This window comes from Asprobacillus argus (assembly GCF_032248395.1).
Taxonomy (GTDB): domain Bacteria; phylum Bacteroidota; class Bacteroidia; order Flavobacteriales; family Flavobacteriaceae; genus Polaribacter; species Polaribacter argus.
The window spans coordinates 385,259-407,778 of the sequence record NZ_JAVTTO010000002.1; the positions used below are offsets into that span (position 1 = coordinate 385,259).

At 34.4% G+C, this 22,520-nt stretch carries 23 protein-coding genes; 6 read left to right on the forward strand and 17 right to left on the reverse strand.

The window, feature by feature from the left end; all coding sequences use genetic code 11:
• Positions 1 to 41: 41 nt before the first annotated feature.
• The 7 genes from RQM59_RS05450 to RQM59_RS05480 all read right to left on the reverse strand — a co-directional run bounded on the left by RQM59_RS05450 (position 42) and on the right by RQM59_RS05480 (position 6,604).
• Positions 42 to 221 (reverse strand): CPXCG motif-containing cysteine-rich protein, encoded by a 180-nt coding sequence (locus RQM59_RS05450; RefSeq protein WP_349241071.1) that lies wholly within the window; start codon positions 219 to 221, stop codon positions 42 to 44.
• The gene (locus RQM59_RS05455) at positions 221 to 1,225 is read right to left on the reverse strand and encodes an NADP-dependent oxidoreductase (RefSeq protein WP_349241072.1); all 1,005 of its coding nucleotides are present in this window, start codon (positions 1,223 to 1,225) and stop codon (positions 221 to 223) included. The genes RQM59_RS05450 and RQM59_RS05455 overlap by 1 nt, the downstream gene beginning before the upstream one ends.
• Positions 1,226 to 1,268: 43 nt before the next feature.
• Entirely contained in the window at positions 1,269 to 1,811 is a 543-nt protein-coding gene (locus RQM59_RS05460; RefSeq protein WP_349241073.1) for a PepSY-associated TM helix domain-containing protein, read from the reverse strand.
• A gap of 50 nt (positions 1,812 to 1,861) precedes the next feature.
• Complete coding sequence (locus RQM59_RS05465) at positions 1,862 to 3,850, reverse strand: alpha-ketoacid dehydrogenase subunit alpha/beta (RefSeq protein WP_349241074.1); 1,989 nt, start codon at positions 3,848 to 3,850, stop codon at positions 1,862 to 1,864.
• Positions 3,851 to 3,909: 59 nt separating this feature from the next.
• Positions 3,910 to 5,052: a methionine aminotransferase gene (locus RQM59_RS05470; protein ID WP_349241075.1), complete on the reverse strand. Its 1,143-nt coding sequence runs from the start codon at positions 5,050 to 5,052 to the stop codon at positions 3,910 to 3,912.
• 183 nt (positions 5,053 to 5,235) lie between these two features.
• Entirely contained in the window at positions 5,236 to 5,364 is a 129-nt protein-coding gene (locus RQM59_RS05475; protein ID WP_349241076.1) for a hypothetical protein, read from the reverse strand.
• A gap of 103 nt (positions 5,365 to 5,467) precedes the next feature.
• Positions 5,468 to 6,604, reverse strand: coding sequence for a hypothetical protein (locus RQM59_RS05480; protein WP_349241077.1), 1,137 nt, complete (start codon positions 6,602 to 6,604; stop codon positions 5,468 to 5,470).
• 290 nt (positions 6,605 to 6,894) lie between these two features.
• Here RQM59_RS05480 and RQM59_RS05485 point away from each other — a divergent pair, with 290 nt between their 5' ends.
• The gene (locus tag RQM59_RS05485) at positions 6,895 to 8,571 is read left to right on the forward strand and encodes a helix-turn-helix domain-containing protein (RefSeq protein ID WP_349241078.1); all 1,677 of its coding nucleotides are present in this window, start codon (positions 6,895 to 6,897) and stop codon (positions 8,569 to 8,571) included.
• 83 nt (positions 8,572 to 8,654) lie between these two features.
• Here the strand turns inward: RQM59_RS05485 and RQM59_RS05490 are convergent, their stop codons facing one another.
• Both RQM59_RS05490 and RQM59_RS05495 read right to left on the reverse strand, forming a co-directional pair.
• Positions 8,655 to 9,134, reverse strand: a complete 480-nt coding sequence (locus RQM59_RS05490) for an Lrp/AsnC family transcriptional regulator (RefSeq protein ID WP_349241079.1) — start codon at positions 9,132 to 9,134, stop codon at positions 8,655 to 8,657.
• Between the two features lie 86 nt (positions 9,135 to 9,220).
• Complete coding sequence (locus RQM59_RS05495; RefSeq protein WP_349241080.1) at positions 9,221 to 10,261, reverse strand: M14 family metallopeptidase; 1,041 nt, start codon at positions 10,259 to 10,261, stop codon at positions 9,221 to 9,223.
• A 329-nt stretch (positions 10,262 to 10,590) separates the two neighbouring features.
• Between RQM59_RS05495 and RQM59_RS05500 the strand changes: the two genes are divergently transcribed.
• The gene (locus RQM59_RS05500) at positions 10,591 to 10,959 is read left to right on the forward strand and encodes a helix-turn-helix domain-containing protein (RefSeq protein ID WP_349241081.1); all 369 of its coding nucleotides are present in this window, start codon (positions 10,591 to 10,593) and stop codon (positions 10,957 to 10,959) included.
• A gap of 4 nt (positions 10,960 to 10,963) precedes the next feature.
• Here RQM59_RS05500 and RQM59_RS05505 read toward each other — a convergent pair whose 3' ends face one another.
• The 5 genes from RQM59_RS05505 to RQM59_RS05525 form a co-directional block, all read right to left on the reverse strand.
• A complete protein-coding gene (locus RQM59_RS05505; protein WP_349241082.1) occupies positions 10,964 to 13,420 on the reverse strand; it encodes a M1 family aminopeptidase in 2,457 nt (818 codons plus the stop codon).
• 137 nt (positions 13,421 to 13,557) lie between these two features.
• Entirely contained in the window at positions 13,558 to 14,088 is a 531-nt protein-coding gene (locus RQM59_RS05510) for a GFO_1091 family lipoprotein (protein ID WP_349241083.1), read from the reverse strand.
• Positions 14,089 to 14,136: 48 nt separating this feature from the next.
• Positions 14,137 to 14,667, reverse strand: a complete 531-nt coding sequence (locus tag RQM59_RS05515; RefSeq protein WP_349241084.1) for a DUF4252 domain-containing protein — start codon at positions 14,665 to 14,667, stop codon at positions 14,137 to 14,139.
• A gap of 28 nt (positions 14,668 to 14,695) precedes the next feature.
• Positions 14,696 to 15,124: a PG0215 family putative anti-sigma factor gene (locus RQM59_RS05520; RefSeq protein WP_349241085.1), complete on the reverse strand. Its 429-nt coding sequence runs from the start codon at positions 15,122 to 15,124 to the stop codon at positions 14,696 to 14,698.
• A complete protein-coding gene (locus tag RQM59_RS05525; protein ID WP_349241086.1) occupies positions 15,111 to 15,620 on the reverse strand; it encodes an RNA polymerase sigma factor in 510 nt (169 codons plus the stop codon). The genes RQM59_RS05520 and RQM59_RS05525 overlap by 14 nt, the downstream gene beginning before the upstream one ends.
• A gap of 156 nt (positions 15,621 to 15,776) precedes the next feature.
• Between RQM59_RS05525 and RQM59_RS05530 the strand changes: the two genes are divergently transcribed.
• Positions 15,777 to 17,207: a GFO_1087 family putative carboxy terminal peptidase gene (locus RQM59_RS05530; protein ID WP_349241087.1), complete on the forward strand. Its 1,431-nt coding sequence runs from the start codon at positions 15,777 to 15,779 to the stop codon at positions 17,205 to 17,207.
• Positions 17,208 to 17,209: 2 nt separating this feature from the next.
• On the opposite strand, the gene RQM59_RS05535 is transcribed toward RQM59_RS05530, so the two are convergent.
• Positions 17,210 to 18,103, reverse strand: coding sequence for a DUF72 domain-containing protein (locus RQM59_RS05535; protein ID WP_349241088.1), 894 nt, complete (start codon positions 18,101 to 18,103; stop codon positions 17,210 to 17,212).
• A 5-nt stretch (positions 18,104 to 18,108) separates the two neighbouring features.
• Positions 18,109 to 19,023 carry a patatin-like phospholipase family protein gene (locus RQM59_RS05540; RefSeq protein WP_349241089.1) on the reverse strand — a complete coding sequence of 305 codons (915 nt, stop codon included), beginning with the start codon at positions 19,021 to 19,023 and terminating at the stop codon, positions 18,109 to 18,111.
• A 46-nt stretch (positions 19,024 to 19,069) separates the two neighbouring features.
• Here RQM59_RS05540 and RQM59_RS05545 point away from each other — a divergent pair, with 46 nt between their 5' ends.
• The 3 genes from RQM59_RS05545 to pepT are packed head-to-tail and all read left to right on the forward strand — an operon-like array spanning position 19,070 to position 21,952.
• Positions 19,070 to 20,113: a WD40/YVTN/BNR-like repeat-containing protein gene (locus RQM59_RS05545; RefSeq protein WP_349241090.1), complete on the forward strand. Its 1,044-nt coding sequence runs from the start codon at positions 19,070 to 19,072 to the stop codon at positions 20,111 to 20,113.
• Positions 20,106 to 20,675: a hypothetical protein gene (locus RQM59_RS05550; protein ID WP_349241091.1), complete on the forward strand. Its 570-nt coding sequence runs from the start codon at positions 20,106 to 20,108 to the stop codon at positions 20,673 to 20,675. Before RQM59_RS05545 ends, RQM59_RS05550 begins: the two co-directional genes overlap by 8 nt.
• A 38-nt stretch (positions 20,676 to 20,713) precedes the next feature.
• Positions 20,714 to 21,952: a peptidase T gene (gene pepT / locus RQM59_RS05555; protein ID WP_349241092.1), complete on the forward strand. Its 1,239-nt coding sequence runs from the start codon at positions 20,714 to 20,716 to the stop codon at positions 21,950 to 21,952.
• Between the two features lie 2 nt (positions 21,953 to 21,954).
• Here the strand turns inward: pepT and RQM59_RS05560 are convergent, their stop codons facing one another.
• Entirely contained in the window at positions 21,955 to 22,494 is a 540-nt protein-coding gene (locus RQM59_RS05560; protein WP_349241093.1) for a 1-acyl-sn-glycerol-3-phosphate acyltransferase, read from the reverse strand.
• Positions 22,495 to 22,520: the final 26 nt, after the last annotated feature.

The following is a 22,520-nucleotide window of genomic DNA, read 5'->3' on the forward strand; positions in this document are numbered from 1 at the left end:
GCGGAATGACAGATTGCTTTTTACATCTAGAATTTGAAGTGTTATTGCTCAATGGATGAGCAGGAAAAAGAAACCAATTCACTTCCTTGAAAATTTGGAGTTAATTCAATAGGATTACAACAAACCTCACAATCTTCAATATAAGTTTGTATAGGGATACTCGTATCCAGAATCATTGAGATCTCTTCCCAACAATACGGACACTGAAAAAAATGCTCCATTAATCTTCTAGTACTTTCAGAATGAGCTTTCCTTTTTTATCGCCTGAAAATAAGCGGCCGTAGGTCTCATAAAAATTTTCAATGCCTTCGAAAATAGCTTCTTTAGATTTTAATTTTCCCTGCGCAATCCACATACCCATTTCTTGAGCTGCTTTTCCGTAATCTTTGGCATAATCCATTACGACCATACCTTGCATGGAAGCTCTCTTTACTAGAAGAGATAAATAGTTAGATGGGCCCTGTACCTTTACCTTATTATTGTATTGTGATATGGCTCCGCAAATGACAATTCGAGCATGCATTCTCAGTTTGGTCAATGCCGCATTTAAGATCTCACCACCCACATTGTCAAAATAGACATCAATCCCTTTCGGGCACTTTTCTTTTAAGGCAGTATAGATATCTTCTGATTTATAATCAATAGCAGCATCAAAGCCAAGTTCATTTACCAAATAATCACATTTTTCTTTTCCTCCAGCAATTCCAATTACTGTACAACCTTTTATTTTGGCTATTTGTCCTACAACAGAGCCAACAGCTCCAGCAGCACCAGACACTAATACGATATCGCCTTCCTTTAATTTTCCAACCTCTAAGATTCCAAAATAGGCAGTCATGCCTGGCATTCCCAATGTACTTATAAATAAAGGCATTGGAGCGATAGTGTCATCCACTTTATGCCAACCAGTTCCATCTGTAGCCACATATTGCTGCACACCTCCCCAACCGGTTAAGCAGTCGCCTACTTTGTAATGAGGGTGGTTATTTACTTTAACTACCTTTCCAATAGAACCTGCACGCATTACTTCATCGATCCCCACTGGCGGAATATACGATTTGTTGTCATTCATCCAACCGCGCATTGCCGGATCCAGAGAAATATAATGATGCTGAATAAGCACCTCCCCTTCTTTAAGTATTGGTATTTCAGTCGTTTCTAGATTCCATGTTTGTTCGTCCGGAAACCCAATAGGTCTCTTCTTAAAGATAAGCTGCTTGTTCATTGATCTGTATAATTTTAAAAATGAACCTAAAGATATCGAAATTTTATGGGAAAAGGATTAAAAATAAAAGCGGGAATAGTAAACCTAATAGCGCCAATTTCCATCCTCTTTTTTTGAAACCTTTTTTCCCGGCAGGAATTAACATTCCTGTGACTGCAATCACGATCATAGCCGCTCCAAAGATATCGGAATACCAAATCCAAAAATTGTTGGTAGTCTTATGTAAATACATAGTTTGACCAATAAATGGGACTTTTCTTTTAAATTCTAAGATCCCTTTATCCTCATCTAATTTCATGTCTAAGATTCCATTTCCCTTGAAATATACACGCAACGAGCCGTTTCGGATTCTATGGCCATCATATGTAGCTTCAAAATCCTTAGTGGCATCTACCAAATACTCTTTGGTTATTTCCACCTCGGTGGCAGGTAATGTTAATGAAACCTCTTTACTGTCATAAGTGTAATTCATTGGATACCAATCTTGTCTATGGTTTAAGATGATTCCAGAAAAGGAAAATGCGATGAGTAACCCTACATAGAAATAGGCGATGTCTCTATGAAGACTTCTATTTGTGACTTTCATTTGTAAAAATTTGATAGCCGCAAATATATTAGAATGATTCTAAATAAAAGTTAAAACTGATGTAATTTGATCAATTCCTCTTCAAAAATATTCTTTGCCAGATATTGCTTTTCTAACGCCGCTTGAAATGGGATCGGTGTTTCCAGACTACCCACCCTTTTTACGGGAGCATCTAATTGCTCAAAACAGTTTTCGGTAATCGTTGCTGACAAGTCACTTGCAATTCCTCCAAATAGAGAATCTTCCTGCACAATGATCACTTTACCAGTCTTTTTTACTGAATTGTAAATGGTATCAGTATCTAAAGGTTGTAAGGACCTTAAATCGATAAGATCGGCATGAATGTTCGGATTCTTTTCTAAGGTTTCCAATGCCCAGTGGACCGAAGCTCCATATGCTATAATGGTAACATTATTTCCTTCCTGCAGTACGTTCGCTTTTCCTAGTTCAATCGTGAAATATTCTTCTGAAACTTCTTGATATACAGATCTGTATAATGCTTTATGTTCAAAGAATAACACAGGATTTGGATCGTTAATAGCTGCGGCCAATAAACCTTTCGCATCTTGTGGAAAAGCTGGATACACTACTTTTAATCCAGGCGTTTTTGTAAACCAGGCTTCATTAGTTTGTGAATGAAAGGGTCCTGCGCCTACTCCTGCTCCACATGGCATTCGCACCACGACATCCGCTATTTGATTCCAGCGATAATGAGATTTTGCTAATAAATTCACAATAGGGTTGAATCCAGAACTTACAAAATCTGCAAATTGCATTTCCATAACCGCTTTCATACCATTCACAGATAATCCATAGGCTGCAGATACGATGGCCGATTCACAAATAGGTGTATTGCGTACCCGTTGGTTACCAAATTTCTTTACAAATCCGTCAGTAATCTTAAAAACACCGCCGTATTCGGCAATATCCTGACCCATAATGATCAGATCGTCATGTTTGTCCATAGACTGCTCTAGTCCTTCCGAAATGGCATCTATTAGCCGTATTTTCTTTTTATTTTGAGAGGGTACTATAATTTCTGGTTGATATTGAGCATACACATCTTGCAACTCAGTTTTTAGGTCTGGAACAATTGCTTCTTCATCATAAGCCATTTTTAAATGGGCATCAATCTCACCTTTGATCACTTTTTTAGTTTCAGCAATAAAAGCTTCGTCAATACTACCAATGGAAAGAAGATAGTTTTCAAAATTGTTTACGGGGTCCTTTTTAGCCCAGGTATCCATTAATTCTTTTGGAACATATTTGGTACCACTAGCCTCTTCATGACCGCGCATTCTAAAGGTTTTGAATTCCAATAAGATCGGGCGTGGATTTTCTCTAACGCTTTGTGCTAGTTCAGATACTTTTGTAAATACTTCTACAATATTATTTCCGTCAATGATATGCGATTCCATACCATATCCTAGTCCACGATCTGCAATATGCTCGCAATTATATTGTTCGGCTGTAGGAGTGGATAATCCATAGCCATTATTTTCAATACAAAATAATACTGGTAAACTCCATACGGAAGCGACATTCAAGGCCTCATGAAAATCACCTTCACTAGTTCCTCCTTCACCTGTAAACACAGCACAAACCTGATTGTTGTCTTTTAGTCTATTAGCTAAGGCAATTCCGTCTGCGACACCTAATTGAGGTCCTAGATGGGAGATCATTCCAACGATATTAAATTCTTGCGTTCCAAAATGAAAACTTCGATCTCTACCTTTGGTGAAACCACTCATTTTTCCCTGCCATTGTGTAAATAACCTATATAATGGGATTTCTCGAGTAGTAAACACCCCTAGATTTCGGTGCATGGGTAAAATATACTCTTCCTTAGTTAATGCGGAAGTAACGCCAACAGCAATGGCTTCTTGACCAATACCTGAAAACCATTTTGAGATCTTTCCTTGTCGTAACAAGACCAACATTTTCTCTTCGATCAGCCGTGGCTTCAGCATTTTTGTATACAAGTTGATCAATTGGTCTTTTTCAACTGTGCTTTGACCGTAGTCTATTTGAGTGTTCATTTCTATGAAATAAATATCAGATTTGAAAAACTAAAGTACTATATTAAATGAACATCGCATTATATTTTATTCAAAATCTCTGCCGCTTTCAATAAGGTTTCATCAGTTTTAGCAAAGCAGAAACGTAATGCCTTGAAATCAAGTTGATTTGCATTGAACACAGATAACGGAATAGACACTACACCATATTTAGTGGTTAGTTCTTTAGCAAAGTCTTGATCTCCATCCTGAGAAATGGCATCGTATGATACACTTTGAAAATAGGTTGCCTTGGTTGGTTTAAATGTAAACCTTGATCCGGAAATAGCGTCTAGAAACAGATCTCTTTTCTTTTGAAAGAATTCAGGTAAATAAAGATAGTGCGTATCATCCTCTAGATACTGTGCTAGTGCAATCTGAACTGGGTGGTTCACACAAAAGACGGTAAATTGGTGTACTTTAATAAATTCCTTCATCAACTCTTGAGGTCCGCAACAATAGCCTACTTTCCAACCTGTATTATGAAATGTTTTTCCAAATGAAGCTGTGATGAGAGTTCTCTCTTTTAATCCAGGAAATAGACATGCGCTTTGATGCGTTGCGCCATCATATACCATATGTTCGTAGACCTCATCACTTAATACGATGATATTTGAATCTTTAACCAATCGCTCTAACTGCTGCATATCTTCTTTAGAGAATGTGCTTCCACTTGGATTTTGAGGCGTATTGATAATGATCATTTTTGTACGCTCGTTGATAGCATTTTGTACTTCATTCCAGTTCACATGATAATCTGGATGTGTCAACTGTATAGAAATAGCTTTTCCCCCGTTCACGGTAACTGCAGGTTTATAGCAATCATATGCAGGATCAAATACAATAACTTCATCATCAGGACCGATAAAGGCGGAAATAGCCGTATAAATGGCCTGTGTGGCCCCAGAAGTGACGACAATTTCACTTTCGGGAAGGTAAGAAGTAGCGTATAGCTTGTGAAACTTTACAGCGATAGCTTCTCGTAACTGCAACACTCCTAACATTGGAGCATATTGGTTATAGCCATTGTTCATGGCATTTGAGACTAACTCAGTTAGTTTTGGATCACTAGGAAAATTTGGAAACCCTTGCGATAAATTAATGGCATTATGCTCATTTGCTAACGTACTCATAGTGGTAAATATAGTTGTGCCTACTCTAGGAAGTTTTGATATAATATTCATGTTGGTAAGGTATAAAAAACCTCGTCAAATCGATGAGGTTATTTTGGTACTACTAGCCAGGCTAATATCGATAATTTAAAATCATTAAAAATCTTCTTAAAATAATTTTAAGAAGATTTTCAACTTTAATTTATTTTTTAGATTAAAGTTTTTTGAAAGCTACTGGTTGACTACTGCCTGATATCACATCGCCCTGAGTATAAGTTCTCCTTGGCTATTATATACTCTACAATCACCTACCTGCCCTGTTCCTGTATACTCTTCATCTGGTTCATTACATCCCGTTAGTGATAATCCAACACCTACTAACATTACTAAAATTAGTTTTTCATAATATAAAAAAATTAAAAATACACCTACTCGATCTTAAGGCTTTTCCGTTTCCGCCTAATTGTTGTACTTAAAACCGAGTAGCTTAATAATTACTGTAAGAAAACACGCCTCCAACTTTTGCTTCTCCTGCTGTTTCTGAAGGAGGAATTAATATACTCCCATTCGTATCCACTTTCATAGTGTTGATTCGATCTGTACTTTTACCAGCAAAACTTATTAAAAGCTTAGAATCTTCAGTAACCATGATTCCTGGCCTTCTTTGAGTTTCATATGGATAATAAAAATGAGACCATCTATCGTCTTCATGTAGAACACCTAAAAATAAACTTCTAATGGTTCCTTGAATCCAATAAGTTCTATGTCTCCATTCAAGACCGAAAGCAATAAATATTTTCCCATTTAATGCAACAGCGGACAATCCGTTTTCTGCACTAGTGGTAAATGCAGCATTGTTACTATCTTGTAACCTAATTGTACTACTCCAGCTACCAGGATTTGTTGGATTGGTGCTTGTTTTGTAATATATCCTTCTATCTTCATTATTATTATCACTTGTTTTAGTCCAAAAAATATACATAGTGTTTCCATTAGCAACCATAGAAAAATCTCTTACATTATTTCCTGTAGACAATGCTTGAACCTGTGTGTAGTTTCCTATCCCTGAAGATGTCGTTGAATAACTTAAATAAAGTGCTTTATTCGTTTGGCCTCGATGCGCTACAAAAACTTTATTATTAAAAACTGTAACAGATAAGGATTTATCAGTTTTGGAGTCATTCCGATTATTATTTATCCAAGCATTTCCTTGCCATGAACTTGTTGGTGATGTTTTATAAGCATAGAAAATGTTAGCAGAATTGTTTCCTTTGTAAAACAAAAATTGTCTGTTGTTAAAGATTACAGATGCAGATCCTTGACTAGTTTGTGCTCCTAATCCTAACTGGTTTGCAGACCAAGTTGTACCATTATTAGATTCTGCATAATAGACATTATTATTTGTTTCACCTTTATGCGTATAGAAGTACTTAGGCCATATTGAAGACCCTGTTCCTCCTCCTAATCCTCCTCCTGAGTTACCATCATCAATATCACAATCTTGAATACATTCATTAATACTGTTTGCTGTAATATCTTTTTCAAATTCTAATTCATCGTCTACACTACAACTAACCGTTAATAATACTGTTACTAAAAAGCTAAATAATTTTGTTGTTTTCATAATTTTATTTTAAATGTGCATACTCTTATATATTTGTTAAATATTTTTTGAACCCCTCCAATAGTGATATTTCCATAAGTACATATATAGTATTTACACCTATTCCAGAATTCAATCTTAATCTTTATAATTGTTACGCAAGTTACAGTAGGATAGTTAGTTAGTGCAACTAACTATATGTGCAGTTTGGGAATAGCATACTTTGTATTCTGTAAAAGCTTAAAAATAAGAAAGTTACCTATGTTTAATGTGTAGCTCATTCGTAAATAGCATAGTGGTTAAGAAAAATTATGATGAAAAATATAAGGAGGAAAACATGCTTGTTTGTGATTTTGTTCTGTGTTATGCAGCTTACTGCACAAAATGATGCTTCCCATCTTGATTCATTGCACTATGAAAAAATATTAGAATTTTCCCATAAAAATAATGACAGCCTTATTTTTTATGGAAAAGAATTGCAAAAATCTACTAATAAATGTTATAAAGCAGATGGTTATATAAATGAAGCTAGAGGGTTTTATCAAAGAGGTAGTTTTAAAGAGGCAAAAAGGATCATACATCTGGCCATTTTATTTTTTGAAGATTCATCAGAAATATGCCTACAAAAAAGATTAGTGAGTGCCTATCGGAGATTGTTTTACATTTATAAAAATCGAGAGGATTATGGTAAGGCATTAGAATATTTATTGAAGCAGAAAAAAATTATCGAAAACTTAGCTGTTAAAGATTATTATTTTTATAAAAATGAGCTGCAAATTAATTTAAGTTTAGCAAGTTTAAAGGAAGGTTTAGGTTTTTTTGAACAAGCTCTTGAGATTTTAAGAACCTGTAAAAGTATGCTATATAGGGTAAAAGGGAAAAAACTAAGCAAAGAAGATGCTCGCTCTATTATTTTTTTTGAAGCTCATATGTTTAATCTACTTGGAAAAACATTTATCTCGAAATATAAGCATCAACAAAATGAATCTTTATTAGATTCTGCAGAAGTCTATTATAACAGATCATATAGTAGTATTAAAGTTTTACCTAATAGCCACACAGAACCTCAATATCTTATTAGAAGAGCAAAGTTAAGTATCTTAAGAAAAGAGTATAAATTTGCATTATTATACTTAAATGATTTTGATAAGTTAAAGAAAAAATTCCCTCAATATCTTCATGAAGTATTTTATTATAAAACAATTGTTTATAAAGAGATAAAAAAGCATGATTCCGTTATTGCTTATGGGAAAAAATATTTGAAAATATTTAAAGAAAACCCATCATACAATCAACAAAACCTTTTACATGTTTATAGTAATTTAACCTATAGTTTTTCATTTTTAAATCAAAAAGGTAGTGCTCTACATTATTCTAACCTAGCATTTGCAAAATATAAAGAGTTAGAGGATAGTAAAAAAATGGTATCAGAGAATTTATATACTATAGAATTAGAAGCTTTAGAAAAAATAAATGAAGACCTTAACTTTGAAAGAAATAACAACTTTTTTTTAAACCTTATTTATGCAATAAATATCCTAATCTTATTAGTTGTAATTATCTTCATTAAAAAAAGAAATTTGAAAAGAAAAATATCTAAAAAGAAAATATATAAAAAAGAAATTGATGAGAAGCTGGTCAATACTATTTTAAATAAATTAAAAGACTTTGAAAATACGGAGCTATATTTATCACATCAATTTACAATTGATGTATTGGCTAAACATTTAAATATAAATACTACTTATGTTTCTAAAGTAATAAACAAGCATAAGCATCAAACGTTTAGTGAATATTTATCCCATCTAAGAATCGAATACGTAATTAGAAAATTGGAAAAAGACACATCGTTTTCTAAGTACTCCATTGCTGCTATTGGTAAAGAAGTAGGATATAAAAATGCATCGGCTTTTACGAGAAGATTTAAGGAAATTATGAACGTAACTCCTTCTGAGTATATAAATTCTAAACAATTGATAAAAGAGTAATTCGAATTTTCAAATGACACTTACTTTCAGGTATAAAAAAACCTCATCTTTTAAGATGAGGCTTGCAATATAATTGGTAGATTTTATAGCTCTTTAAAGATAGCGTGCATCATTCGTTTTTTATCATTGATACTCTCTTCCAAAGCAATCATAGTTTCCGTTCTATTTACACCAGGAATTTCATCGATCATATAAATAATCTCCTTTGCATCGTTGGTCCCCTTTGCTCGTACCTTACAGAAAATATTATATTTTCCTGCAGTCACATAGGCTACGGTAACGTTCGGTATCTTTCTTAGGTCGGTAATAACACTTTGTGTCATCGATGTTTTTTCTAAGAAAACACCAACATGAGCAATAAAAGAATAGCCCATTTTTTCATAGTTTAATGTTAATGTAGATCCTTGTATGATGCCTTCATCTTCCATTTTCTTTACTCTAACATGTATTGTCCCAGCAGAAACCAATAATTTTTTTGCAATATCGGTAAATGGAGTTCTCGCATTTTCAATCAAGATGTCTAAAATCTGATGATCTATTTCATCTAGTATAAATTTCTTCATTCTTTTGATAATTATTCAAATAACAATACAAAATTATAAAAAAAATTCAAAATAAATCGCGAAAAGGTGATGAAAATTCAATGAAATTAGCTTACGAAATCGTTTTCATTGTGAAATAATTTCGTTTTTAAATCGATATGCTGAACTTTTTGAGGAATTAAGGAAAATTGTCCATTTATAATTTTCTCTTCATATTGATATGCTTCATCTTCCTGATTTTCATTTCGTTGTACTATATCCAAGAAGCCTTTATTGTTGTTTGGAATACCTAAATATGGTTGATATTCTGAAAAATCACTTGCAGTACTTATATGATATACCCCTTGTAATAGTGCAAAAAACGTGAATTTTCTACTTTCTTCTCGATCATAATCATTATAGTAATGTCCAGACTCAATAAGGATTGTGCTGAAGCCTAATTTTTGAAAGTTGTCACCAGTCGCTGTTGGGTAGAATTCATCTGTATACCTACCTATATGACCCGGTATGATCTGTTGCAAGAGCTTATTCATAGCAACAATTACGTTCATTGTTTTGATTCTTCCTGGTGTAATGGCTCTTGTTTCCTCCTCTGAAGGAGCCAGAAACGAAAGAGTTGCAGGGTTTTGTGTCCCTTCAACGCCAAATATCGTTCGCTGATCATGTAGATTAAAGCAAAAGTCAGGATTGAACTCCTCTAATTGACTCCGTAATACCTTACTTTCCATGGCTAACCTATCTACTGCATCGCGATTAAGATCAATTTCATTAGCATTTACTCTGGTATATTTCTGCGCTCCGTCTGGATTAAGCATAGGAATAATGCGTACTGTACATTGTGATAAGATACTTTTCGCAACTGAGTTATTCAGGGATAAAAAATTGATGAGATCAAACACAGCCTTGGTTCCGGTACTTTCATTACCATGCATTTGCGTCCAAATAAGCACCTTTTTATCACCATTACCTAGTTCCAAGCTGTAAATAGGTCGTTCTTCTTCAGAGTCTCCAATATGATTCTTTATGATTTTCGGAATATCTTGAAGTAGTGGAGCTATATCATTCAATCTAATCCATCTTCCATTTAGCTTGGACTCTTTAGAATCAAGAAAAAATTGTGCGATTGTTTTTTTATCCAATATATGCATGTGGAAGTATGATCATTTTAGCTACCCACAAAAATAGAAATTCTTTTAGGATGGTGAATGATTAATTTATTACAGATGTAAACTCTTAAATATTACAATAATAACATTAAAACTGACGTTTATTACTTTGGTAAACCTGTTTACATTTGTAGCATAATGAAAAATAATTGCATCTTAATTACTGTGTATAAGTATTTATAAATCAATATTATATAGTTATTACTTGAAGCTTTGGTTTAATTATTTAAATGTATTATTATTTTTTAACACTCAAAGTTTGGATTAGAAAAAACCTTGATTTACATTTGTAACACGATAGGGATTTTACAATGGTAAACAATAAGGATTTTACGGAAAGGATTAAAAAAATTCTTGAACACCACCAATTAACGGCGTCATTATTTGCTGATAAAATTGGTGTACAGCGCTCTAGTATATCTCATATTCTATCGGGTAGAAATAAGCCGAGTTTAGATTTTATTCTAAAAATTACCAGTGAATTCCCTGAGGTAGATATTTATTGGTTACTAAATGGGAAGGGAGTTTTTCCTAAAATTGTTGAAGAGACTTCAAATAACACCTCTCCTCTACCCTTAGTGGATAAGAATAAAGTAGTTCATTCTGAATCGGGTTCAAGGAGAATCACAAAAATTGTGGTCTTTTATGAGGACGGTACTTTCGAAGAGTTCAATAAATAGACCGTTACTTAGCTAATTTACCTATAGCTTCCTTGATAATAGCTACATTCTTTATTTTGTTAGCTGTATTGGCCTTGTTTTGTTTCTGAACCATTTCTCGCATTAGGTTGATTCCTATTTTATCAAAATTGAACTGTTTGAACTCTACCCCTTTGGCTACAATATCATTTACTAAATTCTGAATAGCCATGGTATTATTGCTTATTGATATTTGATCATAAGCTCTTTTGTAAAGCGCTTGCACCTTCTTATCATTGCTTAAAAACATTCCTGACAGCACATCTTTAGCAATAAAGACCATTTCAGTTTCATCTTTTTCATCTAAATAAATACGAGTTAAAGGTGTTTTAATGATCTCTTTTACTTCAGAAGGAATCTCTTTCGATTTTTTAATAGCGTAGGCTTTATCAATATAATACATCGCTACCAAGGCCTTTCCTAAAACCGTGTAGGATTTACTTTCAAGCGCTTTTAGGAATATAGGTCGTAACTCGGGATCGGTTAATTTTCCTAAGGTTTCTATAGCCGCGGCCTGTACCAATGTCTTCTTGTCATTAGTAGCAATCCTTTTTATTTTATTGATCACATTTCGCTTAGAAAACTTATTGACCAGGTTGATGTTCTCCAATGCCAATAGACGTATTTTATAAAAATCGTCATTCATTGCGTTGGCAATAGCTTCAAATGCATCCTTGTTTTCCTGACTCTTTGCAACTTCTAACAACGCTTCTCTTTTGTGCACATAGTTCTGTGCATACTTTAATTGATTGACATAATCGCTTAATACCTTGTTCTCTTGGAAATCTCCCAGGACCACACCGTCAGCATTGACCAATAGTAATGTAGGTGACTTTCCTTGAAAACCAAAGGTAAACGATGCGTCGTTACCATCTACGAATACGTTATAACGCGTTCTCTTATCTCCTTGAAACATATCTATAGCTAGTGGAAATTTAAACTCGTTTTGTTGCGTTTGATAGATATTAATGGTAACCGTTTTTTCTAAGGTGTTATAATCGTAAGAAACTTGCACTTTTGGATGTCCGCTTCCAAAATACCATTGGTTAAAGAACCAATTCAAGTCTTTTCCGCTTACTTTTTCAAAAGCTAATCTAAGTTGGTGTACTTCTGCAGCTTTGTATTTGTTTTCTGTAAGATATACGTTCAAGCCTTCAAAGAATGCTTCATCTCCCAGGTACTTTCGTAACATATGTAGGATAGCTCCACCTTTATTGTAGCTTACTGCATCAAACATATCCTCTTTATCTGCATACTGAAAACGCACTAATTTTTTATCTTCACTTTGACTGTTCTTATAACCCGTAATGTCTTCAAATAAATGCGCATCGGCATTATCTTTCCCATATTTATATTCTCTCCATAAATACTCACTGTAGTTCGCAAAAGATTCATTTAAGGTAAGATTACTCCAGCTTTCTGTAGTGACTAGATTTCCGAACCAATGATGGAAGATTTCGTGTGCTATGGTATTTTCCTGTACATTATCATCAATTAATTGACCAGGCATTTGGTAGGCTCGCTCACCATGAATTACGGCAGTTGTATTTTCCATGGCTCCACTCACATAATCTCTTCCTACAATCTGACTATACTTACTCCAAGGGTACTCTACTCCAGTTATTTTAGCAAAGAAACCAATCATTTCGGGTGTGAGACCAAAGATATCTTTGGCTACCTCTTTATAGGCTGGTTCAACATAATAGTTCACAGGAATATTCTTATAAGAATCTTTAACGATCTCATATTCACCAACACCCATAAAGAATAGGTATGGTGCATGCTTTTGATCTAACTTCCAATAATCTGTACGTTGGTTTCCTTTATTCTCCTGACTCATCAAGGTACCGTTCGATAATGTTTTATACTTGTTTGGAACTGTGATGTAAATTTCTTGCGTTGTTTTCTGATTTGGACTGTCTATGGTAGGAAACCAACAACTGCTAGATTCTGTCTCTCCTTGCGTCCATATTTGCGTTGGTTTATTTTTATCAGATCCATCAGCATTAATAAAGTATAAACCTTTAGCATCTGTAATCGCAGCACTACCTTGTTGACGAACTTTTTCTGGCTGTGCAGTGTACCTTATATATATTGTGAAGGTTTCATTCTTCTTATACACTTTAGGAAGATTGATCTTTAATGTATAATCGTCGTATGTATAGGTCAGATCTTTGTTATTTAGCGTAATCGCATGAATGATCATGGCTTTCGCATCCAGTTCAAACACACTAGAAGCGTAGAAATGTGGTTTTGCTGTTACCCATTCTTCTCCGTTTAACGTTTTGTTATTAAAATTGAAATCAACTTTCAATTTTGTGTGTACCAGATCAAATTTCTTCTCTTTCTCTGCTCTATAAATAGATAAAGGATCTATAGTTTGAGAAAAACTAACGCCAACAAATAGGAAACATATAAGGGTAACAATTTTAGAGTACTTCATTTTATATCTGTTCTAGAATTTCAAAAGTACTAAATAAAAATATGCAGGTTGTTAATGCCTAGTTAAAAAGAAAAAGCCGCTTTGATACTGAAACAAGTTCAGTACAAGCGGCCATATATTTGGTGTTGATTGATGTGCTATTTAAATACAGCATTTAAACTGCCCAGACTCACATTACTTGGGTCTATCTTAATATTCTGCATCATTTCTATAATCATTGCTGGGTTCATGTCGTCACCTAACAATCTTGCAATTCCTACACCAGCCTCTTTGCTGTATCCGAATGCAATAACTTCATCTATAGCGTCACTATTTCCAGTATAATATAGACTTACCTTCATTCCTTTAGCGTTCATCTTCATCAAGGTTTTATAGTCTTCTCCTCCCAAGATCTTGGTCAATTTTTCTTTTTCTACTTCGTAGGCATCTTCGTTGTTTTTATAAGGAAGCGCTACTACGTTGATCTTCTTAATGCTCTTTACAGTTGCCTTAACATCATCAGAAACATCTTGATCTTTTAATTCTAGAAAACTAACAGGAAGATCTACTGTGATGAATCCTTGTTTTTCCTGACTTTCTACTAGGTATCCTTGTAATGAGTTGTTTTTACACGATGTCATTAATACGGCTACAATTACTAGTGATAATACGGTTGTTAATCTTTTCATTATTATGTTTTTTAAACAAGTGCCACATGTGCAGCACTTGTTGTTGATTTAGTCTTTACTTACTTTTATTTTAGCATCTTTGGTAAAAGTATCCGCAATCTTAGATAGCTTATTGATATCTATATTACCTGTTAACGATACAATTACAGATTCTGAAACTCCGTTTGTTTTCTTGTCTATTCCCTTCACAAACATCAATACTTCACTTACAAAGTCTTTATTGCTACTAGACTTCACATAGATCTTAATCCTTGAGTTTCCTTCTTTCATTCTCATTAGCTCTGTTAATTTTGAGCTTTTTACTGCTTTAGAAACCATTGCATCCATTTTTGTTGCAATCGATTTATCGTCTGTTGAGAATACCTTTAGTTCATTTAGATCTTTGATCATACTAAAGATCTCCATCGCTTCACTACCTTCTTTATCGTCTACTTTAAATTTTGATAAGATCTCAAACATATCTTTGTTTACAATGATCGCATCTACTCCATCCATATTCTCTAAGGTGTCAAACATTGACTGTCCGTAGCTTACCAATGGCGATACTACTAGGGCTATTAATAGAATTATTTTTTTCATGATTCTTAAAATTTACTTGGTTTTAAATTTACTTGGCTTTAAATATTTTATTCACTGTGTTCTCGTAAGCATACAGGTTGTTAAATGCACTCTTTCCTTTATTAAGGTTTGTCGATAACATTTTTAAGGCATTTTCGACTTGGGCATACTTTTGTTTGATAACGTATTTGTCATACTCAACTTTACCTACATATACACTTACTAATAGGGCTACTGACGCTGCTACTGATAACCATTTCAAGTTCTTACGTTTTGTGTTCTCAGGTTTTAACTGAATGGTTTTGGTATAGGTTTCGTCCTTGTTCAATTGAAAATAACTAAACATCAATTTGTACTCTTCTAAATGAGGGGCTACATTGTCTGATAAGAAGTAGTCTCTTAAACTTGTTTCTTCTTGTACAGATGTTTCTGCGTTTAGGTATTTTTCGACTAATTTTTCTATGCTAGCTAACTCCATAGTTGTGTTTTTTTATTAGTTCTTGTCTTATTGTTTTTCTCGCTCTTGATAATGCTACTCTCACTGCTGTTGGTTTCATGTCTAACATTTTGCATATTTCATCAAAATCATATTGTTCGACATCTCTTAATTGAATAATCAATTTTTGCTGTTCAGGTAAATTTTCAATGAGCTGATGTACTTGGTTTACACTATCTCGATACTCTACTCTTTTATCTAAGCTTGTATCCTTTTCTTTATAATTACTATGTACCAATGTTAAGTTGCTTGCTTGTTTAGACTTTAATCTATCATAACAATAGTTTTTGGTCATGGTCATGGCAAAGGCCTCAACATTTTTATAATCAGACAGTTTTTCATTATTCTTCCATAGTTTAAACAACAATTCTTGTGTTGCATCTTCTGCTTCTTCAGTAGACACTAATAGTCTTTTGGCTAAACGAAAGACCTTGTCTTTAAATGGTAAAACAACTTTTAAAAAGTCCGATTGGTTCATTAGTCTTAATTATTTTGTAAAATTCCGATTCTTTTTTCGTCTTATTTATCGGTATTACATCTTTACGACGACGTTATAACAATTTTGTTACACAAGAATAAAAGATAATACTATTATTGATTACATTGCGTTAAAGTATTACAAATCTCAATATATATGAAATCCTTAAAATCCTTAGCTTCTATTTTAGTTCTATGTATAATGGTATCTTTTTCTGGTTGCTCTAAATCGGAAAGTATTCCTGGAGATGTAGAGATCAATAACTTTGTTTGGAAAGGGTTAAATGCCTATTACTTTTGGCAAAATGAGATCCCTGATCTTTCTGATACCAAATTCTCTTCTCAAAGTCAGCTAAATAATTTTTTAAGAGGCTATGATACCCCAGACAATTTGTTTTACAGTTTGTTAAATGATTATCCGAATACAGATAAGTATTCTTGGATTGTAAGCGATTATGTGGCTTTGGAAAATTCTTTCGCTGGAATAAATGAGACGAATGGAATGGAATTTGGACTGGTGCAGTATGCTAGTAACCCAACCAACCTATTTGGGTATGTTCGGTACGTCCTTCCTGGTTCGGATGCTGAAGGAAAAGGAATTATTCGAGGAATGATCTTTAATGAAGTTGATGGAGTACAATTAACCACAACCAATTTTAATACGTTATTAGCCTCTACCGTGACGTCGTACACCATTACATTGGCTAATTATAATGCTGGAGATCCAACTGCAACTGCAACTACTATAACGCTTTTAAAAAGTCAACTACAAGAAAACCCAGTGAAGATTGTAACGACATTTACAGAAGGAGCAAATAAGATCGGATATATTATGTACAATCAGTTTGTAGCGAATTATGACGGTGAATTAAATACGGCATTTGCAACATTACAGACGGAAGGTATTACAGATTTAATTATAGATCTGCGATACAACCCTGGAGGATCAGTAAGAACGGCATCCTACTTAGGAAGCATGATTACGGGTCAATTCTCAGGAGAATTATTTAGTAGACAAGTTTGGAATACAAAAGTACAGGCCAATATTAATGAAAGTAACTTTATTACTAATTTCAGTACTCAAATCAATAATGGCATCATCTCACAAAACATAAACAGCTTAAACCTGACAAGAGTATATTTTATCGTGACTGGAAGTTCTGCTTCTGCTTCCGAACTATTGATCAATAGCTTAAATCCATATATAGATGTAAGTTTAGTGGGAACAGTAACGGAAGGAAAGAATGTAGGGTCTATTACTTTATATGATTCCGCGAACTATGGTAGAGCTGGCGCAAACCCGAATCACACCTGGGCAATGCAACCTATTACCTTTGAAGTTAGGAATAGAGATAATGTTACCGTACCCGCAGGATTTACTCCTGAAGTTCCTTTCCAAGAAGATTATGGAAATTTAGGCGTTCTTGGCGACAGGAACGAACCTATGTTAGATAGAACGATCACCTATATTTTAACGGGAAACAGATTTAGTGGTGACCGAATGTTTGTACCAAGAATGGAAGAAATTTCATCATCCAAGCTATTTACGCCAACCCGTAATAATATGTACACAGAGTTGGAGCAATAACCTTACAATAAACTCATTTGAGAATTTTCATCATCATTAGGTACTTTTAATCGGGTGCCTAATTTAGTATTTAGCTGTTTTATAAAATGTGCTGCCAATAAAGGAGATTCTTTTTCCAAATTTTGATGAATAAAAAAATGAATGTTAGAAAGTCCTAGTGCTATCCATTCTTCTAATCGTGTAACCCAAGCATCTAACCGTTCATAATCCGAAGGATGATTTGCTCCTACATACCTAACAAAGGCTTCATCATTAGTCAACCTCATATGCATCATATCCCGCCTTCCAGCGGTATCCACTAACACATTTGCAATAGCTTTACTTTCTAATAACTGATAGAAGTCATTAGAGATAACTTCATCAGCAAACCACTCTGGATGCCTACACTCAACAGCCAATGGGACTTCTTTTGGCCAACTTTCCACAAAGTTGTGCAGTCTGTCAAAGTTTTTAGGGCCAAAGTTCGCATGTAGTTGTAAGAAGATAGTTCCTAATTTCTCTTGTAAATTACTTGCATTGTATAGATATGTATTGACAACTTCCTCTACACCTGCTAAACGTTTCCAATGACTAATCTCTTGCCCTAACTTTGGAAAGAATTTAAAATTATCTGGAGTTTTGTGATACCATTTTTCAAATTGAGTTGCCGGAAACTGCCTGTAGAAAGTCGCATTTAATTCAATACAATTAAACTGCCTGGAGTAATATTCTAATTCATCCTTAGTGCCTCTAGGGTAAAAACCTTTTAGGTCCGCCCTATTCCACTTTGCACATCCCACGTAAATAGAGGGCTTCTCTTTCTTTTCTGCTTTTGAGAGTACCTCAATAGTATCTTTATGTGTTGGCGGTAGTGTGAAATCTACCAATTCAGGATGGTCTACTTTTCCGAATTTCATAGGTATTATAAATTAGGTCTAAATTCACTACTGTTTTCTTCATTTCTTTTTTTAGCATATGAAAAACCAGATTGCCACCATTGTTTCATTTGTTTTTTATCAAACACTAAGGAATTGGTAGTTAATACGGTTGGTGTATAGTACAGGTTTAACTTTACATCATTGCTTTTTGCAGATAATTTGCCAATAGTAACATTGTGTTTTTCTACATGCTCCATCATGAACTCTTGCACAGCGAATAATAAAGAGAATGGGTTTTTTGCAGGTAGTCTATTTATCTGGGTTACTTCTGTTTCTAAAATGATCGCATCTATTTCTTTGGCTCCTCGTACTATAGCCTCTCTAATCGGAATTAAGCATCCAAAACCGCCATCGGCATATTGATGGCCTTCTTTTTCAAACAAGCTCATAAAAGGCACATAATTACAAGAACTCCAAACCCAATCGCAGAAATCATCATATGCGTACTCTTTTAGAGATTTGTATTCTATTCTGTTGGCTGTAAGATTAGAGACAGTAACAACAACATCTTTCGTACTATCATACAATTGTTTATACATATCTTTGGTAATACTTTTCCGAATCAACTTTCTCAAATTTTTACTTTCTCCAAAGGTTTTGCTACCATTAAGAAAATTAAACAACGTACTACGATGACGAATACTTACGACATGAACACCGTTTACACTCTTAATCTTAAAAGGGTTTACGTTAAAAATAGAATGCTGACCTACAGAAGTGTATATTTTATGAAGTGCCTCTATCTCGCCTAAAGCAAGATGAGAGATTAGTAAACTGCCTGTGGAAGTTCCTAAAAAAAGATCATATTCCTTCTTTTTTTCTTGTAGTAGGTATTGTGCCACACCACCTGCAAATGCGCCTTTGCTTCCACCTCCAGAAATTACTAATGCTTTCTTCATTATTGAACGAATGATTTATGTATTTTCGTTTTATAAATATATCAAAATGAAACCACTCATTCTACTCTTTTTATGTGCTTTTGTAATTACGTCATGTACAAGAGAATATCAACCTAGAAATATTGAAAATTTAGAAATTAAAAGCATTAAAATTGATAGTACTAGCATTAGAACCATTGTTGCTATAGATAGTAATACGGTTATGTTTGCAGGTTCGAATGGAAAATTAGGATATCATGTAGAAGGGAAAAAGACGGTAATCAAAACGGTACGATATAAGGATACACTTACTCCAGGTTTTAGGAGTGCCGCTACGAATGGATCAGATTTTTTCATACTAAGCGTTTCAAATCCTGCGCTGTTGTATAAGACATCTATCGTAGCTCACGAATTAGTATATAAAGAAGAGCATGAAAAAGTGTTTTATGATTCTATGAAATTCTTTAATGAGTTGGATGGTATCGCCATGGGAGACCCAACGGATGATTGCTTGTCTGTTTTGTTAACGAATGATGGAGGAAAAACCTGGAACAAAATATCATGTGATAATCTACCTAAGATCGTAGCTGGTGAGGCTGCTTTTGCGGCAAGCAATACAAACATTAAGGTTTTAGGAGATACGGTATGGATCGTAACTGGTGGTGCCAAAGCTCGAGTGTTTAAGTCAACAGACAAAGGACTGAGTTGGAATGTTTACGATACACCTATAGTGCAAGGTGATGGACCACAAGGAATCTATTCTGTTGATTTTGCAGATGAATTACATGGCATTATTATAGGAGGTGATTATTTAAAGTCTGAAGCAAACGAACGTAATAAAGCAATTACCGTAGATGGTGGTGTTACCTGGATAACAGTGGCAGATGGTCAGGAACCAACGTATAAAAGTTGTGTGCAATATGTACCAAATACTGAAGGAAAAGAGGTTTTTGCTGTAGGAAAAACAGGTATATCCTATTCTAAGGATGGAGGCAAAAACTGGAATAAGATCAGCGAAGAGGCGTTTTACACTATACAATTTGTAGATAGAACTGCAGCATGGTTATCAGGAAATGGAAAATTAGGAAAATTAGTGCTGCCCCATGAATAAACTATTTAAACGATATGCACTTATAGTTTCTTGTAGCTTGGTAATACTCATGTCTTGCCAGGGAAGCTCGGAACTAAGCTTAGATTTTCAATGTGGCGGATCTATATCTAATTTGGAAGATGTAGCAGATTTTGAAAACAAGTTTTCTATGCCAATTCCTAAAGATTGGAAGGTGAACCTGTATTACGATAGTGCACAATCCTCTATTTATTTTGCGGATACGACCAAACAACTTACTGAAACCACTATTGTCGATGTGACCTTCATCAAACAGAAAACAAATTTTGACGCTGCTTTCTTAAGTAATGTGCAAACAAATTATGTAAATGCTGCATTGAAGGAAGAAAAGAACAAGACGTTTTCTCTAAATGACTATCCATCTTACTATACTGTCGCTAAAGGGATTCGAAACAATTTTCCCTATACCATATGCAATGTATTTATCAATACAATGGGAGATGGTACCTTTATCCATGCAAAGCTCGAGGTATATGGCGATTCACTGGTCGAACAACGTTTATGTAAAGGCATAGACTTAGTCGAAAAAATACGATTTAAATAATACGGAAAGCATTATTTTTGAATTTCAATTTTATATTCATGCAAAAAGATCACATCATTAATAGATTTGTTAGTTATAGTACCATTGATACAGAATCTGATCCAAATAACCCAGCATTTCCATCAACAGAAACACAATGGAATCTTGCAAAGCTTTTGGTACAGGAATTAAAAGCAATTGGTATGGAAGATGTAGATCTCGATGACAACTGCTATGTTATGGCTACGTTACCTAGTAATTTAGATTACGAAGTACCAACAATTGGCTTTGTATCTCATATTGATACAAGCCCAGATTTTACAGGAGCCAACGTGAATCCTCAGATACATGAGAATTACGACGGTAAGGATATTGTGTTGAACGCGGCTGAGAATATTGTGCTTTCACCTGATTATTTTGAAGACCTCTTGCAATACAAAGGACAAACCATTATAACAACAGATGGTACTACCCTATTAGGTGCTGACGACAAAGCAGGAATTACAGAGATTGTTTCTGCGATGGAGTACCTAATTCAACATCCCGAAATAAAACATGGAAAAATCAGAATCTGCTTTACTCCAGATGAAGAGGTAGGAAAAGGTGCTCATTTATTTGATGTAGAAAAGTTTGGAGCCGATTGGGCATATACCATGGACGGTTCGCAAATAGGAGAATTAGAATACGAAAATTTTAATGCTGCAGGGGCCAAGGTGACCATTACTGGTAAAATAGTACATCCAGGATATGCGAAAGGAAAAATGATCAACTCTATGTTGATTGCTGGTGAGTTTATAAATAAGCTACCAACGAATGAAGTTCCTGAATTGACAGAAGGATATGAAGGTTTCTTCCATTTATATCAGATGGATGGTAAGGTAGAGCAAACAATATTGCAATACATCATTCGGGATCATGATATGGATTTGTTTTTGGGGAGAAAAGAGCAAATGAAAAATATCGTTGCTGATATGAATGCTTCTCTAGGCCAAGAACTGATTAAGTTAGATATTACAGATCAATATTACAATATGAAGGAAAAAGTAGTGCCTGTAATGCATATTGTAGATATTGCTGAAGAGGTGATGCACGATTTGGGTATTACACCTTTGATCAAACCAATTCGTGGAGGTACTGATGGTTCTCAGCTATCATATAAAGGATTACCTTGTCCTAATATCTTTGCGGGAGGCCATAACTTTCACGGACGCTATGAATATGTGCCGGTGGAGTCTATGATAAAGGCAACTGAAGTAATTGTAGGAATTGCGGAAAAAGTAGCAGAAAAATTTAAATAAGACTAAAATAATTCAGGGTGCTTCCCTTCTACTCCTTCATAAAAGGAGTGAAAATGTTTAAAGTCTTTTTCCATATCATCTGTGATATAATAGGGTTCGGATATCGCTACCTGTTTTTTACCAAAGTCTAGTGTAGCCATTACAATAGGAACCTTTGCGCCTTTAGCAATATAATAAAAACCTGTTTTCCACTGGTTTACTTTTTTTCTGGTACCTTCTGGAGAAAGTCCTAATCTAAACTCTTCTTTTGAGTTAAAGATATCTACAATAGCATCTACCAAATTATTGTTTTTACTACGGTCAACAGGAGCACCTCCTAATGCTCTAAAGAAAAAACCGAAAGGAGGCTTGAACAGCGAATCCTTCCCTATAAAGTTTATTTTTTCTCCACTTACGTTCCTGGCCAGTATGGCAATGGGAAAATCTTTCCAGCTTGTATGTGGGGCCGCAATGATCACATATTTCTTTAAACCTCTAGGGAAATCGTTTGCTATTTTCCAGCCTAGAATCGTGGTAAAGATAAATTTGGAAATTCCTTTCATTGTCAATATTAAAAGCTCTAAATTTA